Genomic DNA, 16,628 nt, shown 5'->3' on the forward strand with positions numbered 1-16,628 from the left:
TGTAATGCAGTTACTAGCGGCGCTAATCAGTGGCCTGGGCCTGGGCAGCATGTATGGCCTGATGGCACTGGGCTTTCATGTGACCCATTCTGTTTCGGGCACGGTCAATTTCGCGCAGGGCAGCTCGATGATGTTGGGCGCTGTGCTGTGCTTTACCTTTGCCCAGACGCTGGGATGGGGGATGGGGCCTGCCATTGTGTTGGCGTTGCTGTGCTGCGCGTTGTATGGCTTATTGGTGGAGTTCCTGGCAGTGAGGCCCTTTGCCTCGCGCGGGTCCAATGCCTGGCTGATGTCTACGGTGGCATTGGGTATCGTGCTGGACAACGTGGTGATGCATACCTTTGGCAAGGAACCTCGCAGTTTGCCTTCGCCCTTGGCGGTGTCGCCGATCGAGGTGTCGGGGCTGGGTTTGGGCGTCTATCCGCTGCAGTTGTTGATTCCGCTGATGGGCTTTGCGCTGGCTGCCGCGCTGCATGTGGTGGCGCGGCGTACCCGCTGGGGCACGGCGCTGCTGGCCGTGGTGCAGAACCGTGATGCGGCGCGTTTGATGGGCATTCCCATCAAGCGCGCGGTGGCCGCAGCCTTTGCAGTATCTACCTTGTTCGCCGGTATCGCGGGCATCTTGATCGCGCCTTTGTTCAACGTGAATGCCGACATGGGTACGCTGTTCGGCCTGAAGGCATTTGCCGTGGCGATTCTAGGAGGCATCTCCAGCGCGTGGGGCGTGATGTTTGCCGGGTTGATCTTTGGTATTGCCGAAGCCATGGTCACGGTCACGCTCGGGTCGGGCTACACGCAGATTATTACGTTTGCATTGGTGATCGTGGTGTTGGCCGTCAGGCCCAATGGTTTGTTTGGTCGGGCCGAGGTCAAGAAAGTATGAAGCTCAAATCTCTTGCAGCAGGGGCGGCGCTGGTCGTCGTGGCACTGGCGCTCGCATTCACGCTCAATAGCTATTACGTGTTTGTGCTGGCCAATATCGCATTGATTGCGATTGTTGGAATCGGTCTGAATGTGTTGTTGGGACTGACGGGGCAAGTGTCGTTTGGACATGTGGGGTTCTATGCCATAGGCGCCTACACCGTAGCGATCTTGACGACCAAGGCGGGTTGGAGTTTCTGGCCTGCGTGGGGCGCGGGTACCTTGATCGCTGCGGCGCTCGGGGCAGTGTTGGCATTGCCTGCGTTGCGTGTCAAGGGTCCGTATCTGGCGATGATCACAATCGCGTTCAGCTTCATCGTGCAGCATGCGATTGTGGAGATGCCCGACCTGACCGGTGGACAGAACGGCATCATGGGCATCATGCCGCCGCAGTTGGTCGCGAGTTGGGGACCGGAGCAGACCGTGACGGTGCTGGCGGTGTTGGCTGCCGCGGTGCTGATGATAGGTTATGCGCTGCTGTCGCGCGGGACGTGGGGCGCAGCGATGCGCGCCGTGAACGATAGCGAGACCGCCGCGCAATCCATTGGCTTGAATCCCTTGGTGGTCAAAACGGCGGCGTTCACCTTGTCGGCGGCCACGGCGGGATTGGCAGGTGGGTTGTTTGCTCCCTTGTCCAGCTTTGTGACGGCGGAAACGTTCAGCTTCATGCAGTCGATTCTGTTCGTGCTGGTGGTGATCGTGGGCGGCGCGGGAACGATTGTCGGTCCTATAGTGGGGGCCTTGATTGTCGGGATGCTGCCTGAACTGCTCGCGTCGTTGGAGAGCTATCGGTTGCTGTTCTTTGGTGCGCTGTTGTTGTTGGTGCTGTGGGTCGCGCCCGAGGGGCTGGTGGGGTTGTGGCGTCAGGTGATGGCTAAACTTCAGAATGTGGCGCGTGCGGGTGGTGTCAACGAGTCGGCTGAAGGCCAGCCTGCTGCTGCTGCTGCTGCTGCTGCTGCTGGCGCGTTGGCACTGCCACAACGCAAACGCGCGTCTTTGGCCGCGGACGGACTCGGTATCACCTTTGGCGGTGTGCGCGCCGTCAGCGAGTTGTCGATGCGTGTCCCTGTTGGCGCCGTGACGAGCCTGATCGGTCCTAACGGTGCCGGTAAAACCACCGCATTGAACATGCTCAGCGGGTTCTATCGACCCTCGACCGGCAAAGTGGCGTTGGGAAGCAAATCGTTGACGGGCTTATCCGCATTCCGTATCGCTCGTGCCGGTGTGGCGCGTACGTATCAAACATCGCAATTGTTTGGCACGCTCAGCGTCGAGGATAACGTCGCCTTGGCGATGAGCCGCGGCCGTCTGGGTGGCCTGCTTGCATCGGGGCGGTATCGCAGCGAGACGGTGCGCCAGCAGGCGAGGGCATTGTTGGCATTTTGCGGCTATGAAGGATCGCCTGCGATCAATGCGGCCGGCTTGGCGCACGTGGATCGCCGTTTGGTGGAAATCGCCCGTGCATTGGCCACGGATCCCGATGCGCTGTTGTTGGACGAGCCTGCGGCAGGCCTGTCGCGCGAGGACAAAGACCGTCTCGCAACGCTGTTGCGCCGTATCGCGGACGCGGGCATAGGCGTCGCCCTGGTCGAGCATGATATGACGTTGGTGATGTCGATCTCGGATCAGTTGGTGGTGCTGGATGCTGGGCGGCGCTTGGCGGTGGGTACGCCATCCGAGGTGCAGAATGATCCGGCGGTCAAGCAAGCCTATCTGGGTGAGTCGCTGGAGGTGGCGTCCAAGGAATCAAGCACGACACGCACACCAGGCGCGGAACTGCTGGGCGTCGATGCGCTGGTGGCGGGCTATGGCGCCGAGCCGGTATTGCATGGCATCAGCTTGCAAGTACGCGCAGGAGAAATGGTCGCGCTGTTGGGCGCGAACGGCGCAGGTAAATCGACGTTGATGCGTACGCTGGCTGGCCTGCATGGCAGCCAGTCGGGGGCGATGCATATCGATGGCCATCAACTAGAGGGCCGTGCTGCAGAAGATATCGTGGGCCTGGGCTTGGTGCTCGTGCCCGAAGGCCGTCAGGTTTTCCCCGAGCTGTCCGTGCTGGACAACATCAGACTAGGCGCGTTCCTGGATCAGACGGATCGCGAGGCACGCGTGGAAAGCATGTTGCAGCGGTTCCCGCGATTGCGCGAGCGCTTGCATCAGCGCGCGGGCCTCTTGTCTGGTGGGGAACAGCAGATGCTGGCAGTCGCGCGCGGCTTGATGAGCCGACCGCGCGTGCTGTTGCTGGACGAGCCTTCGCTGGGATTGGCGCCTAAAGTCATTGCCGAGCTGTTCGCGGCGCTGGATCGTTTGCGCGAGGAAAACATGACGATTTTGCTCGTGGATCAGATGGCAGGCCTGGCACTCGCGCTCGCCGATCGGGCCTATGTGATGGAAGGCGGGCACGTCGTGGCGCAGGGCACGGCAGCGGAAATCGCAGCCAATGACGAATTGGCAGATGCTTATCTCGGCGGGCATGGATAGCCCGCACGTGCTGTGATTGATCCGCGCGGTGAGTGCTCGATATTGGGCATCGGTCGCTCACAGGCGGATCGGCGTACATCGCAAAGCCGACGAGTGTGAAAGGGCGGCGCCGCGCTCGCGTCAGCGGCGCGGCGTGACCTCGTCCTGAACCGCAGGCAAGCCTGAACCGGGCAGGGTTTTCCATGATGTAAATCGCCCAACAAGGTAAGTAGGATGTCCAACATCCTACAAATATACCGAGACAAACCGATGATTTTTGCTCCCCTTGATCGCTTCACCGTGCTGGATCTGTCGCGCGTCCGGTCCGGGCCTACCGCCGTCCGGCAGTTTGCGGATTGGGGGGCGAATGTCATCAAGATCGAGGAGCCCAGCGAGGTCAAGGACGACAAGCCGGGCGGCGCCGCCAAGTTCAGCGATTATCAGAACACGCACCGCAACAAACGCAGTTTGACCTTGAACCTGAAGCATCCGGAGGGCAAGGCCATTTTCATGGACCTGGTCAAGCGCGCCGATGTGCTGGTGGAAAACTACCGTCCCTCGGTCAAGCACAAGCTGGGCATCGACTATGCGTCGTTGCGCGAGATCAATCCGGGGCTGGTCTATGCCAGCATTTCGGGCTTTGGCCAGAATGGTCCCTATGCGGACCGTCCCGGGTTGGATCAGATTGCCCAGGGGCTCAGCGGTCTGATGTCGGTGACAGGCGAGGCGGGTCGCGGCCCGATGCGGGCCGGGATCCCCGTGGCGGACCTGAGCGCGGGCCTGTTTGCGGCGATAGGCATTCTGATGGCCTTGGTGGATCGAGAACGGTCGGGGCAGGGACGATGGGTGCAAACCTCGCTATTGCAGGCTCAGGTCTGGATGATGGATTTTCAGGCGACGCGTTGGCTGATCGATGGCGAGGTGCCCGGCCAATCGGGCAATGATCATCCCACCAGCGCGCCTACCGGGGTGTATCCCACTGCTGATGGCTATATCAATATCGCGGCTATGGGGTCCAGCATGTTCGCGCGCCTGTGCGATGTGCTGGGCGTGCCGGAAATGAATGCGGATCCGCGTTTTGCCTCGGCAGGTTTGCGGGTGGAAAACCGTGCGGACCTCAATCGCGAGATCATCGCGCGCACCTTGACTGCCAGCAGTGCGCAATGGATCGAGCGCTTGAACGCGGCGGGCGTGCCGTGCGGACCGATCCTGTCGATGGATACGGCATTCGATAATGAACAGGTGCGGCATCTGGCGATGACGCGACGCGTGCGTCATCCGCAACGTGGAGAGATCGACATCATGGCACCGCCGGTCGTATTCGGTGATGCGGAGATGCCGCCGGTGCATGCTGCGCCGGAAACGGGGGCCCATTCGGACGAGATTCTGCGCGGGCTGGGTCTGGACGCGGTGGCCTGCGAGCGTTTGCGTGCGGCAGGCGTCGTGTGACAACATCCGGTTCTCACACGCTTCTTTGCCGGGACTTTCATGGCCAATCCGAAACCGACGACCGGGTCAATGTTCGACAATTTGAACCGGCCTGACAACCTGCCTGACGAGATCGCGCAGCAGATCCGTCAAAAAATCATCAGCCAGGCTTTCGAGCCAGGTCAGCGGTTGCCTACCGAGTTCGAGTTGTCGCAGTTGTTCGGCGTGAGCCGCAACGTGGTGCGAGAGGCGATCGCTCGGTTGAAACTATCGGGTTATATCGAGACGAAGCGTGGCGTGGGCAGTTTCGTGGCGGCTGAGCCTGGGCCGCACAATTTCGAAATTCTGCCGGCCGATCTATTGCAGGCAGACGCCCTGGAGCATGTGTACCAATTGCGTGTGGAAATCGAGGCGGGCGCGGCGGCATTGGCAGCGCAGCAGCGCACAGAGGTTCAGTTGGAGGCATTGCGTCAGGCGCTGTTGCGCGTGGACGCGGCAGGCGAAGACTGGCGTCATGGTGCGGACCGTGCGCTGGATTTTCATATGGCGGTTTGCCAGGCCACCAATAATCCGTATTTCGTCCGCCTGTTGTCGTTGTTTGGCCGCGCGATCGGCGATGCCGTTCGCACGTTGCGCTACAGCAGTGCCGGCACGGACCGCGTGGCCCAGATCGAGGCCGAGCATCATAGCATTTTTGACGCTATCGCCGCGCGCGATAGCGACGCTGCACGCGCCGCGATGCGCGAGCATCTGACTAATGGCATGCAACGCCGGCATGCCTTGTTGCGAGGCAACGCCTGTGCGGTGGAGCCAGAGACAGCGGGACGAGGATAGTCTTTTATCGATGTGCCACGGCACACGGATTTCGCCCGATCAGGATACAAGCATCATGAGCGCTGAACGCATTCTGCAAGACCGCATCACTGACAATCTCATTGTTGAAAAACGTGGCGCTGCCGGATGGATTACGTTTAATGATCCAGGACGTCACAATGCGGTCTCGTTTGCCATGTGGGATGCCATTCCGCAGGCATTGCAGGCATTCGCACAGGATCCGGCCATACGCGTCGTCGTGTTGACCGGGGCCGGTGAACGGGCCTTTGTCAGCGGCGCCAATATTTCGCAGTTCGATACCTTGCGCTCGGGCGAGGACGCGGTGCTGGCGTATGAAAAAGTTGCAGAGACGGCGCAACTGGCGCTGTACGACTACGACAAACCGACCATTGCGCGGATCAAGGGGTACTGCATCGGCGGCGGGCTGAACATCGCGCTGTGTTGTGATCTGCGCATCGCCTCGGATGACAGTTCGTTTGCGATCCCGGCGGGCAAGCTGGGGTTGGGCTATCGGATGACGGCAATACGCAATCTCGTGACTGCGGTGGGGCCGGCACGTGCGTTGGAGATCTTTCTGACCGCCGCCCGCTATACGTCTGACGAGGCCCATGCCCGGGGACTGTTGCACCAGGTCGCGCCAGTCGCCGAGCTGGATCAGGTCGTGCAGGACTACGTGTCGCAGATCTCTGCCAATGCGCCACTCACCTTGTTCGCCGGCAAGAAAATGATTCGCCAGATGCAGCAGCTGGGGCCTGAGGTCGATACGCAGGCGATGCGTGAGCTGGTCATGGCCTGCTTTGAGAGCAACGATTATCGCGAAGGGCGCAAGGCATTTGCCGAGAAACGGCCGCCGGTATTTACCGGGACCTGATCACGGCCGCTGAATCAGCGGCATCAACGTTTGAGCTGAAGTAGAGATTCATGCCGGGCATCTGCCTGGCAGGGACGCGTGCGCTCGCCACGCGCAGATCCCCCTGTGGGGGCATGGAGTGCGAGCGAGTCTGGCATAGAGAAGAACCGGTGAACGGTCACATGCCAGAGGGATTCAATACCAATAATTCGGAGACACGCATGACACGTAATTTCTTTAGAGGGTGTGCAGCGATGGCGTTGACGTTGACGGCTGTCGCGAGCAATGCGCCTGCAGCCGCGGCAGCCTATCCCCAGCAGCCCATACGCATTGTGGTCGGTTATGCCGCAGGCGGCACGACTGACATTCTGGCTCGCGTGCTGGGCGAGCAATTGGGTAAAGAGCTCAAGCAATCGATCATTATCGAGAACAAGCCCGGTGCGGCGGGAAACATCGCGGCATCGTATGTGCAGGACTCCAAACCCGATGGCTATACCTTGTTCATGGCTACGGTATCCAGTCACGGAATCAACCCGGCTTTATACAAGCGGACCTTGGGTTATGACCCTGTCAAAGGCTTTGAGCCGATCGGCATGGTGGCATCGATCCCGCTGCTCTTGATTGCAAACCCGAAGCTGCCGATCAAGAGTGTGGACGAGTTGGTGGCGCTGGCGAAATCCAAGCCTGGTCAACTGAACTATTCGTCCAGCGGCAATGGGTCGCCGGTGCACTTGGCGGGCGCGATGTTTGCGCAACAGGCACACCTGGATCTGGTGCATGTGCCGTATCGCGGCGGCGCGCTGGCGAATACGGCTGTGATGACGGGCGAGGCGCAGTTCAGTTTCGCGACTTTGCCTGGTGCGATATCGCAGGTTCGTGCGAATAATCTCGTCGCGCTTGCGGTCACGACGCAGGAGCGTTCCCCACAACTGCCTGACGTGCCGGCCTTGGGAGAGCTGGCGGGGTTCAAGGGCTATGACATCAATACCTGGAATGCGTTGCTGGCCCCAAAAGGAACGCCACAGGCTGTGATCGATACGTTGAACGCTGCCGTCAATCGGGCGATGTCCTCTCCGTCACTGCGTCAGCACTTTGAAAAAGAAGGGGCCGTGCCGACCCAGAGCACACCGCAGGAACTGGGCGCGTTCATTCGCAGCGAGCTGGATAAATGGGCCGGCGTAGTGCAATCGGTAAATATCCGCGTGGATTGAGCTGGATAAGCGGCAGTGGCGTTTATTCCGGTGCGGATGCGGTTGCTTGCGTGCGCAGGACGGGCGCTTGTTGAGAGGACGATTTCGTTGCAACCGCCTCGGCTTCGGGGGGCGCAGCTGCGCGCTCGCGCGCCAGACTGCGCCGATACGCGCCACAGCCCACGCCCAGCAATACGATGCAGGCCAGCGTCGCGACACTGATCAACACCGCCATCGAGTCGCCTACGGCTTTGGGCGTGCCAAAGACGCGATCGGTGAGCAGCGCCACCAGGGTGGTGCCCAGTCCCAGGCCGATCAGGTTCGATACCAGCAGAAATAGCGCCGATATCTGGGCGCGGAACTGATTCGGAGGCAAGACTTGCATCGCGGCAGTGGAGGTCGGCATGGGAAACGACGCAAAGAACATCGCCGGGATCAGCAAGGCCACCGAGACATACACATTGTCGACCTGGGTAAACGCGATGGCTGGCAAGGCCATTGCGCAGGCTCCGATGACGCCAGCGCGCATCGGTGCATCCTCCCGGCCGCGTCGCGCCAGCCGGTCCATCAGCCAGCCGCCGCAAAATACCCCCGCCGTATTGGTGACGAGGACGACAACACCCAGCATATAGCCGACCTGAGTCGGCGTCATGCCGTACGTGCGCATGTAATACGCCGGTGCCCAGCCCAAGAGGCAGAACAGGATCATCGCGTAGAAAGAGAAGCCGAGATAATGGCAGGCAAAGGTGGCCCGGTGCCGGCCTAGAAATCGCATCGTCACCGTGATGCCCGGCCGCTGCGCTTGACCGTCAGCGTTGCGCGTCAGCCCCTTGCGCTGCGGATCCCGCACAGTCAGCAGGATCAGCAAAGCCACCAGCAAGCCAGGCAAGCCGACCACGAAGAACGTCAATTGCCAGGGCTTCATGGTGCCCCACGGCACGGCTACGCTATCGACCGTTTTTAGCAAGTCGATCACATAACCGCCGATCAAGAAAGCCATCCCGCCGCCGACGAAGGCGCCGATCGAGTAGACACCGACCGCACGGCCGAGTTTTTCGCGCGGAAACATATCACTCATCATCGAGTACGCCGCAGGAGATAACGCGGCTTCACCGATGCCTACGCCAATGCGGCATAGGAACATGTGCAAGAAATTCCGGGACAGGCCGCAGGCCGCGGTCGCCAGGCTCCAAAAGGCCACGCCGACAGCGATGATGCGTGGCCGGGAATAGCGGTCGGCCAGCACGGCGATGGGTATTCCCATCACCGCATAGAACAAGGAAAACGCCAGTCCGTGCAGCAGGCTGAATTGCGTGTCGGAGAGTTGCAGATCGTGTTTGATCGGCTCGATCATCAAGGCCAGAATCTGTCTGTCGACGAACGAGAATATGTACGCTAGCATGCAGATGCACACGACGTACCATTCGTAGGTCTGCCTACTCGGCGATACCGTCCCGCGGGCTTCAGCAATCATGGTTTCCCCTTATACGAAGCCGGCATGGTTGTATCGTTGGCCAGGCATTCTGTTCAGTCCTAACGTTTTACGGCCCTTGCGGAGGTAGCAGCTATACCGCGCACGCAATGACTGTTCCTCTGGCGCAGAAAGCATGTTCGACGAAAGCTATCCGCTGCAGCACTACTGTTTACTCCAGTCGGCCAATGCGGCCGAAGTAAAGGACCAGGTCAGCCATCATTTGTGGTCGCATCGCATGCGAGTGGGACCAGGCGAGGATCTGTCTTCGCGGCTGTATGGCGTGCAGTTCGGCAACGCTGCGCTCTACGATCTGCATTACGGCGCCGCGGTTGAAATAGACGCGGGTGATATCGCCAGTTGTTATCTGGTGCGGGCGACCTTGCGCGGGTGTGGCGAGGTCCGTCTGGGCGGGCAGCGCGCCTGGCTGAAGGCGGGGAGTCTGACTGTGTCTTCGCCGTCGGAACGCAGTACGATCAGCATTGACAAGGACTGTCGCAGCCTGATTTTGCGTGTTGACCGGCTTGCGCTGGAACGTCATCTGCAGAGTTTGCTGCAACGTCCGCTGCGCCAGCCTTTGGTATTCGAGGTGGATGTGCCATCGCAGCATCCCGGTGTTGCGGCCGTGCGGGCGACGTTTGACTATCTTTGCAGGCTTTACGCCCATCCTGCCCTCGATGGGGTGTCGCAGACACTGTCCGGCAGTTTTACCGATTACCTCGCGGCGCTGTTGCTGACGCAATTGCCGCACAACTATAGCGAGGCGCTGACACGGGATCCGCGTCAGCCGTTACCCGCCCATGTGCGAAAGGCGCGTGACTATATCGAGCAACATGCCGATGAGGTGATTCCCTTGAGTGCGCTGGCGTCGCATTGTGGCGTGTCGGTGCGGACCTTGCAGAATGGCTTTATGCGTTTTCTCGGTCAGAATCCGAGTGACTACATGCGCAATCAGCGCCTGGCAAGGGTACATGCCGCATTGCAAGCGGCGGGCGAAGGCACCAGTGTGACCGATATTCTCGTGAGTCACGGGGTGATGAGCTTCGGCCATTTTGCCAACCACTATCGAAAAAGATACGGCTGCCTGCCATCTGAGACACTACGCACTGCGAGTAATTAACGCACATGCCGATGCTGCAGAATCGGAACATGGCCTGCGCTTTTCGGGCAGAGTATCTCATGTGTGCGCGCATAGCATGATTGCTATTCCAACTCTTGGTAGGTTTGCATCATGCGTATCGCAGTCATTGGAGGGGGGCACGGCTGTTACGCCGCCGCGGCGGAAATGGCGGGCAACGGGCACGAATTGACGTGGTGGCGCCGTGATGGCGCCGCGTTTGACGCGTTGCGTCAGATTGGTGCGCTGACGGTGACCGATTATCGGGGAACGCGCGACCTGCCTTTGGGCTCCGATGCTGGACAGATTCAGTTGTGTGACACATTGGCCGACGCGGTGCACGAGGCCCAGCTGCTGGTGATTCCCTTGCCTGCCACCACACACGAGCCGCTCGCTGCGGGACTGGCGCCGCTGTTGCGTGATGGCCAAGTCGTGTTCCTGCCGCCCGGGACGTTCGGCAGCTATCTGTTCGCCCGCGCGATGCGCGAGTGCGGCAATCACGCCGAGGTGGTCTTTGCGGAAACGGGCACATTGCCTTATCTGGCGCGCAAGCACGGCCAGCGCGTAGTCGTGAGTGCGTATGCCACACGGCTGCCTACAGGCGTGTTTCCTGCGCGTTTGGCCGACAAGGCATTGGCACTATTGCAGCAGGCTTATCCCAGCATTGAGCCCATCCAGGATGCACTGGATGGTGCACTGATGAACGCCGGGCCGGTGATCCATCCGCCATTGATCCTGATGAATGCCGGGCCGTTGCAGCATTTTGAGTCGTGGGACATACATAACGAGGGCACGCAACCTGCGATTCGCAGTGTGACCAACGCACTCGATGCAGAACGCGTCGCGGTGCGCGAGGCGCTCGGTTATGGAGCACCGCATTTTCCTCTGGCCGATCACTATGCCACGACGGGGGATGAATGGATGTATGGGCGCGGGGCACATGGCAAGCTGACCGACAGCGGAGACTGGCGCGAGCATATCGATCTGCACACGCATCGCTACATGCTGGAGGACACGCGGCTCGGTCTATCGTTTCTGGTGTCACTGGGGCGGTGGGCAGATGTGGCGACTCCCGTCGCGCAAGGGCTGTTGAGTCTGGCGTCAGCCGTCATCGGGCGGGACCTGTATGCAGAGGGGCGGACACTGGCGTCCTTGGGGTTGACGGGATTGACGCCCGCTCAAATGCGTGAGTTGCTGCGTGAAGGAGTGGCCGCATGAGCGCGTGCATCGGGATAGTGGGGGTGGGCCGCATGGGCACCGGCATCGCCGTTTCGTACGCATTTGCCGGCGTGCCGGTGGCGCTGATCGATGCCAAGCTGCGCAACGCAGAGGAACAACATGTCTGTTTCGAGCGTGTCCGCAGTGCGTTGCGCGCGGAATTCGAAATGTTGGTGCGGCTGGGATTGCTCGCCGCCGAGCGCATGGACGAGATGCTCGGGCGCGTCGTTTTGTACGCTCGTGATGAGGCAGGGCCCGCGCTCGGGGCAGCAACGGCCGTTTTCGAGGCCGTGCCGGAACGTTTAGATGCCAAGCACGATGTGTTTTCCTGGCTGGGTGAACGAATGGCTGCCGACGCCTTGCTGGCCTCGACCACGTCGACGTTCTTGGTGACTGAGTTGGCCGAGCATGCTCCTGTCCCTGAGCGTTTTCTCAACGCCCACTGGCTGAATCCGGCCCATCTTATCCCCCTGGTCGAAGTGAGTCCGGGACCTGCCACACACGCGTCGGCCCTGGCCGCGCTGGAGGACTTGTTGCGTCTGGCGCATAAAGTGCCAGTACGCTGTGCACCCTCGGCCGGTTATATCGTGCCGCGTATCCAGGCATTGGCGATGAATGAGGCAGCCCGCATGGTTGAGGAGGGTGTGGCGAGCGCCGAGGATATCGACACTGCCGTGCGTCTGGGATTCGGCCTGAGGTTTTCCGTGTTGGGACTGCTGGAGTTCATCGATTGGGGCGGTAACGATATTCTTTACTATGCATCGCGTTATCTGGATCGCGAGCTGGGGCCGCGTTTTCAGGCGCCGCCCATCATCGAACGAAACATGAACGGGCAACGCAATGGGCTGCGCGATGGCCAAGGTTTCTATGACTACGGCGGGCAGGACATCGACGCTTATCGAATGAAACGATTGGGCGAACTGGTGCAACGGCTCGAGGTCATGAATCTGCTGCCGCATGCCGATAGCGCTGCCGTGGCGAAAACGCCATAGACTGCGATCTATATGGCGCGACGACGGCGAATCGACTGTTGTGCCAGCATTCCGAGCAGGGCACACAACGCAGAGACCACGATGGATCCCGCCATGTCCATCGGCCAATGCAGGCCTGTGTAGATGCGTGCCCAGGCGACAATCGCCCCGCAAGCGGCCAGCACACCGGCAGTTTTCCAGCGGCGGTATAGCGCCATCGATACTGCAATGGTCCAGATGAATGTGGCGTGCGAGCTCGGCATGGAGTTGTTGGCAGCGTGCTCGACCAGTGCCGGCCCGAATCCCGCCGCAAAAGGACGAGGGTGATAGGCATACAGCTTGACGATGGATTCGATCAGGCGGGTACAGGTCAGGGCGATGGCGATCGCGATGGCAGGCTGCCAGTCACGCTTGCGCACGATCACCACCATCAGCAAGGCAATGGCGAGATAGATGGGTAACTCTGTCATGAGTTTGCCCAGATAGACGCAAAGGTGAGAGGCATCGGGCGCGGCGCGCAGGGACTCGAAGAGCCTGATATTCCAGTTTTCGAGCGCAGGGAGCGGATATAGGCCGGTCGTGGTCAAGTTCAATGTTCGGCGAAAATGTCAGGGCGCCGCCAGTATGCGTGGCCGAGCGTCGAATTTTCGTTGAAGCGGTCTGGACGTTGACCGCCGGCGCGGCTATGGTCAGGCGCCGCCCAGCAAATCGTAAGCGTTCAGCAACTCATACACGATGGCGGGATTTCGATCCAGCCCACGGCGTATGGCGGCCGGCAGCGTCTGCCGGGTCTTGTTGCACAGTCCCGGTTGATCCGCGATGTCGATTTGCAGACCTCGTACGGTGCGGACCTCGTTCGGGCCTGGGGTCACTGTCAGAGAGAGGCCCAGCAGCGCATGCATGCGTTGCTGCATGTGCCGCAGGTCTTCCAGGCTGCTCAGGTTTTCCAGGCGAGCGACCAGTTTTTTTTCTTCTTCGCGGGTGAGCCGCAGAATGCGGATGTCCCCATCCGGCGTGGCGAGTAATCGGTCGCGATCGCAGATACAGGCCCCGGGCGGGCATTCCTGGCGGATGGGGAAAGGGACGTTCATAGAGCCTGAAACGGTACTACATTTACTTGGTGTAGACCAAATCACGCAACCCCAACGACAAACCTGGCCAATACGTAATCACCATCAAGCACGCGATCACGACCAGTACGAACGGGATCAGGGGTTTGACGATGCGTTCGAGCGGCAGCTTGGCCACTGCGCAGGCAGCAAACAGATTCACGCCGAAGGGCGGGGTAATCATGCCGAGCGCCAGGTTGACCACCATGATGACGCCGAAATGCACGGGTTCGATGCCGAACTGCATGGCCACAGGCAACAGCAACGGGGCCAGTACGACGACCGAGGCCGATGTTTCGATGAACATCCCGATCATGAACAGGGCGGCATTCACGCCGATCAGGAAAGCCGTCTTGTCATGAAACAGCTGCGCCAGCCAGGCGCCCAACGCATCGGGTACGCCGGCACGGTTGAGCAGGAAACTGAAGACGCCCGCGTTCGCGATGATGAACATGATCACCGAGGTCGAGACGACTGAGCGGTGCAGGGTCTCGGACAGCGTGCGAAAGCTGAGCTTGCCGTAGACGAATTTGCCGACAATGACGGCGTACATCACCGCGACCACGGAGGCCTCGGTGGGGGTAAAGATACCGCCGTAGATGCCGCCCAGGATAATGACGGGCATCAACAGAGCCAGCCAGGCGCGTTTGAATGCTGGCCACAGGGGCAGCCGGCCCTCGCCATCGCGTTTGCCCAGGTTGTTGCGTTTAGCGTAGAGCCAGACGTACAGCATCAGGGCGCCGCCGATCAGGATGCCGGGCACGACGCCCGCGATGAATAACTCGCCGGTCGAGGTATCGGTGGATACCGCGAACAGAATCATCGGGATCGACGGCGGAATGACGACGCCGAGTTCGGCGGCGCTGGCCTGCAGCGACGCGGCAAAGGGCGCGGGATAGCCGTGGCGTATCATGGCCGGGATCAGGATGGCGCCCACGGCAAAGGTCGTCGCGACACTGGAGCCTGCCACGGCGGCAAAGATCATGCAGGTCAGAACGCACGTGCAGGCCAGGCCGCCCTGGACGCCGCCTACCACGCTTTTGGCGAACTCGACCATGCGTTCCGAGATGCCGCCGGCTTCCATCAGGTTGCCGGCCAGGATAAAGAAAGGAACCGCGACGAGGGGATATTTGTCCAGTGCCGCATAGAGTTGTTGCGCGATCACGAGCCACGGCAGCCCGGCGATCGATACGCCAGTGATGCTGGCCAGTCCGATGGCGACTGCTACGGGCACCGAGAGCCCGAAGAAGATCAGCATCGTGAGAATCATTAGTTGGGACATGACAGAAAGCCTGGATGCGATGCGTCTAAAGGAATGAGGAAAAATCAGCCTTGGGCGTCGTTACGTACCGGGGCGGGCTCATCGGCGCCGAGTATCCATCGCGCCACTACCGCAATCGCGGCGAGCGAGGCGCCGACGGGGATCGCCAGGTAAATCCAGGAAATCGGGATGTTCAGACTGGGAACATTTTGAAAACGCACGCGATACGTCATCTGGCCACCGATCCAGGCGATGAACACCAGGAACGCGACGCAGATGATCGCGATGAGGTGTTCCAGCATGCGCTGCTTGCGGCCTTTGAGCAGATTGTGCAGCAGTTCGACGCTGATCATCGCGCCTTGACGAAAGGCCAGGGCGATGCCCAGCAGCACGGTCCAGATCAGCAAGGCGCGGGTCAGCACCTCGCTCCAGTCCGCCGGTGATTGCAGGATGAAGCGTGCAATGACTTGATAAAACGCGGCCGCTGCCGAGGCGACCAGCAAAATTTGCGCGATGACCGATACGGCCTTGAACAAGCCGCGTTCGGCGAGGCGGAGCATACGCATGGTGAATTCCAGATGCGGACGTGAGAGGAAAAACGAAAAACGAAAAGCAAGCCGGCCGTGCAGCCGCCAGGGCGGCCCGGCCGGGCCGAGACTATCGGCTTACTTCGTGTCGCGGATCGCGTCGATCAGCTTTTTGTCGAACTTTTTGTAGTACTCGGGATAGGCGGGCTCTACCGCGGCGGCGAACGCAGTGCGATCGACGTCAGTCGTGACTTGCATGCCTTCCTTGCGCAGTTGTTCGACGCCGGTTTTCTCGATGTTGTCGACGAAGTCGCGCATGGCCTGGGCGGAAAGCTTGCCTGCCTCTTTGAATTTGGCTTTGTCCTCGTCCGACAGGCTGTCATAGACGTTGGGCGACATCAGCACCAGGGCGGGGCCGTAGACGTGGCCGGTCAGCGACAGGTATTTCTGGACTTGCGAGAGCTTGGCCGAGGTGATTACCGACAGCGGATTTTCCTGTCCGTCGATGGTGCCTTGTTGCAAGGCCGTGGCAACCTCGGGCCACGCCATCGGCGTGGGCAGAATGCCAATCGCGCGGAAAGCCGCGATGTGAATGGGGTTTTCCGTGGTGCGGATTTTCAGGCCTTTGGCGTCTGCCGGCGTTTTTACCGGACGGACGTTGTTGGTCAGATGGCGGAAGCCCTGCTCACCCCATGCCAGTGCAATGATGCCGCGGTCGGGGAATTTGGCCAACATGTCCTGACCGATCTGGCTGTCCAGGACTTTGCGGGCGTGTTGCAGGTCACGCAACAGGAACGGAATGTCGAACACCCCGGTTTCCGGCACAAAGTTCAAGGTCGCACCCGTCGAGACAATGGCCAGATCGATGGTGCCGATCTGCAGGCCCTCGATGACTTCGCGTTCGCCGCCCAAGGCGCTATTGGCGAATTGCTGGACCTTGTATTTGCCGCCGGTCGAGGCCTCGATAGACTTGGCAAAGGCGTCGGCGCCCGCCCCGTAGTGGGACGAGGTCGATAGGGCATAGGCCATTTTCAGCGTATTCTGAGCGGCGGCGGGTAGTGCGGCGGTTACCGCGCAGGCGGCAAAAATCGTGGCGGCAAGCCAAGTCTTGCGCATAGTGTCTTCTCCTAGTTGGGAACGAATTCTAGTGTTTTCGGTCGCATGTTACGCCCAGCGGGCATGATAGCGGCATTCACCTGACAATCGGCCATTGAAACGGCGATTGGTTACCATTGCGGAATGATGGATTTCCCTGATTCTCCTACTTCTGC

General features: G+C 60.5%; 15 protein-coding genes. 9 read left to right on the forward strand and 6 right to left on the reverse strand.

Features of this window, described 5'->3' with window-relative positions; all coding sequences use genetic code 11:
• The first annotated feature begins 4 nt into the window (after positions 1-4).
• From ACYVIT_RS07285 to ACYVIT_RS07310, 6 genes are all read left to right on the forward strand, one after another.
• A complete protein-coding gene (locus tag ACYVIT_RS07285) occupies positions 5-883 on the forward strand; it encodes a branched-chain amino acid ABC transporter permease (RefSeq protein ID WP_094820445.1) in 879 nt (292 codons plus the stop codon).
• Positions 880-3,402: a branched-chain amino acid ABC transporter ATP-binding protein/permease gene (locus ACYVIT_RS07290; RefSeq protein ID WP_460478173.1), complete on the forward strand. Its 2,523-nt coding sequence runs from the start codon at positions 880-882 to the stop codon at positions 3,400-3,402. The genes ACYVIT_RS07285 and ACYVIT_RS07290 overlap by 4 nt, the downstream gene beginning before the upstream one ends.
• A gap of 249 nt (positions 3,403-3,651) precedes the next feature.
• The gene (locus ACYVIT_RS07295; RefSeq protein ID WP_415806437.1) at positions 3,652-4,830 is read left to right on the forward strand and encodes a CaiB/BaiF CoA transferase family protein; all 1,179 of its coding nucleotides are present in this window, start codon (positions 3,652-3,654) and stop codon (positions 4,828-4,830) included.
• 69 nt (positions 4,831-4,899) lie between these two features.
• On the forward strand, positions 4,900-5,643 hold the full coding sequence (locus ACYVIT_RS07300; RefSeq protein WP_415806438.1) for a FadR/GntR family transcriptional regulator: 744 nt from the start codon (positions 4,900-4,902) through the stop codon (positions 5,641-5,643).
• Between the two features lie 55 nt (positions 5,644-5,698).
• Positions 5,699-6,514 (forward strand): enoyl-CoA hydratase, encoded by an 816-nt coding sequence (locus ACYVIT_RS07305; RefSeq protein ID WP_415806439.1) that lies wholly within the window; start codon positions 5,699-5,701, stop codon positions 6,512-6,514.
• A gap of 200 nt (positions 6,515-6,714) precedes the next feature.
• Entirely contained in the window at positions 6,715-7,704 is a 990-nt protein-coding gene (locus tag ACYVIT_RS07310; protein ID WP_415806440.1) for a Bug family tripartite tricarboxylate transporter substrate binding protein, read from the forward strand.
• A gap of 22 nt (positions 7,705-7,726) precedes the next feature.
• On the opposite strand, the gene ACYVIT_RS07315 is transcribed toward ACYVIT_RS07310, so the two are convergent.
• On the reverse strand, positions 7,727-9,157 hold the full coding sequence (locus ACYVIT_RS07315; RefSeq protein ID WP_415806441.1) for a spinster family MFS transporter: 1,431 nt from the start codon (positions 9,155-9,157) through the stop codon (positions 7,727-7,729).
• A gap of 133 nt (positions 9,158-9,290) precedes the next feature.
• Between ACYVIT_RS07315 and ACYVIT_RS07320 the strand changes: the two genes are divergently transcribed.
• The 3 genes from ACYVIT_RS07320 (at position 9,291) to ACYVIT_RS07330 (ending at position 12,481) form a co-directional block, all read left to right on the forward strand.
• Positions 9,291-10,274, forward strand: a complete 984-nt coding sequence (locus ACYVIT_RS07320) for an AraC-like ligand-binding domain-containing protein (RefSeq protein ID WP_415806442.1) — start codon at positions 9,291-9,293, stop codon at positions 10,272-10,274.
• A 111-nt stretch (positions 10,275-10,385) separates the two neighbouring features.
• Positions 10,386-11,489, forward strand: a complete 1,104-nt coding sequence (locus ACYVIT_RS07325) for an NAD/NADP octopine/nopaline dehydrogenase family protein (protein WP_415806443.1) — start codon at positions 10,386-10,388, stop codon at positions 11,487-11,489.
• Entirely contained in the window at positions 11,486-12,481 is a 996-nt protein-coding gene (locus ACYVIT_RS07330) for a 3-hydroxybutyryl-CoA dehydrogenase (protein WP_415806444.1), read from the forward strand. The genes ACYVIT_RS07325 and ACYVIT_RS07330 overlap by 4 nt, the downstream gene beginning before the upstream one ends.
• Positions 12,482-12,489: 8 nt before the next feature.
• Here ACYVIT_RS07330 and ACYVIT_RS07335 read toward each other — a convergent pair whose 3' ends face one another.
• From ACYVIT_RS07335 to ACYVIT_RS07355, 5 genes are all read right to left on the reverse strand, one after another.
• Entirely contained in the window at positions 12,490-13,047 is a 558-nt protein-coding gene (locus ACYVIT_RS07335) for a phosphatase PAP2 family protein (RefSeq protein ID WP_415806445.1), read from the reverse strand.
• Between the two features lie 102 nt (positions 13,048-13,149).
• Positions 13,150-13,551, reverse strand: a complete 402-nt coding sequence (locus ACYVIT_RS07340; RefSeq protein ID WP_415806446.1) for a hypothetical protein — start codon at positions 13,549-13,551, stop codon at positions 13,150-13,152.
• Positions 13,552-13,573: 22 nt separating this feature from the next.
• Entirely contained in the window at positions 13,574-14,851 is a 1,278-nt protein-coding gene (locus ACYVIT_RS07345; RefSeq protein ID WP_415806447.1) for a TRAP transporter large permease, read from the reverse strand.
• Between the two features lie 44 nt (positions 14,852-14,895).
• A complete protein-coding gene (locus ACYVIT_RS07350; protein ID WP_415806448.1) occupies positions 14,896-15,396 on the reverse strand; it encodes a TRAP transporter small permease in 501 nt (166 codons plus the stop codon).
• A 99-nt stretch (positions 15,397-15,495) separates the two neighbouring features.
• Entirely contained in the window at positions 15,496-16,473 is a 978-nt protein-coding gene (locus ACYVIT_RS07355) for a TRAP transporter substrate-binding protein (protein WP_415806449.1), read from the reverse strand.
• Positions 16,474-16,628: the final 155 nt, after the last annotated feature.

The sequence above is a fragment of the Bordetella muralis genome (assembly GCF_054781015.1).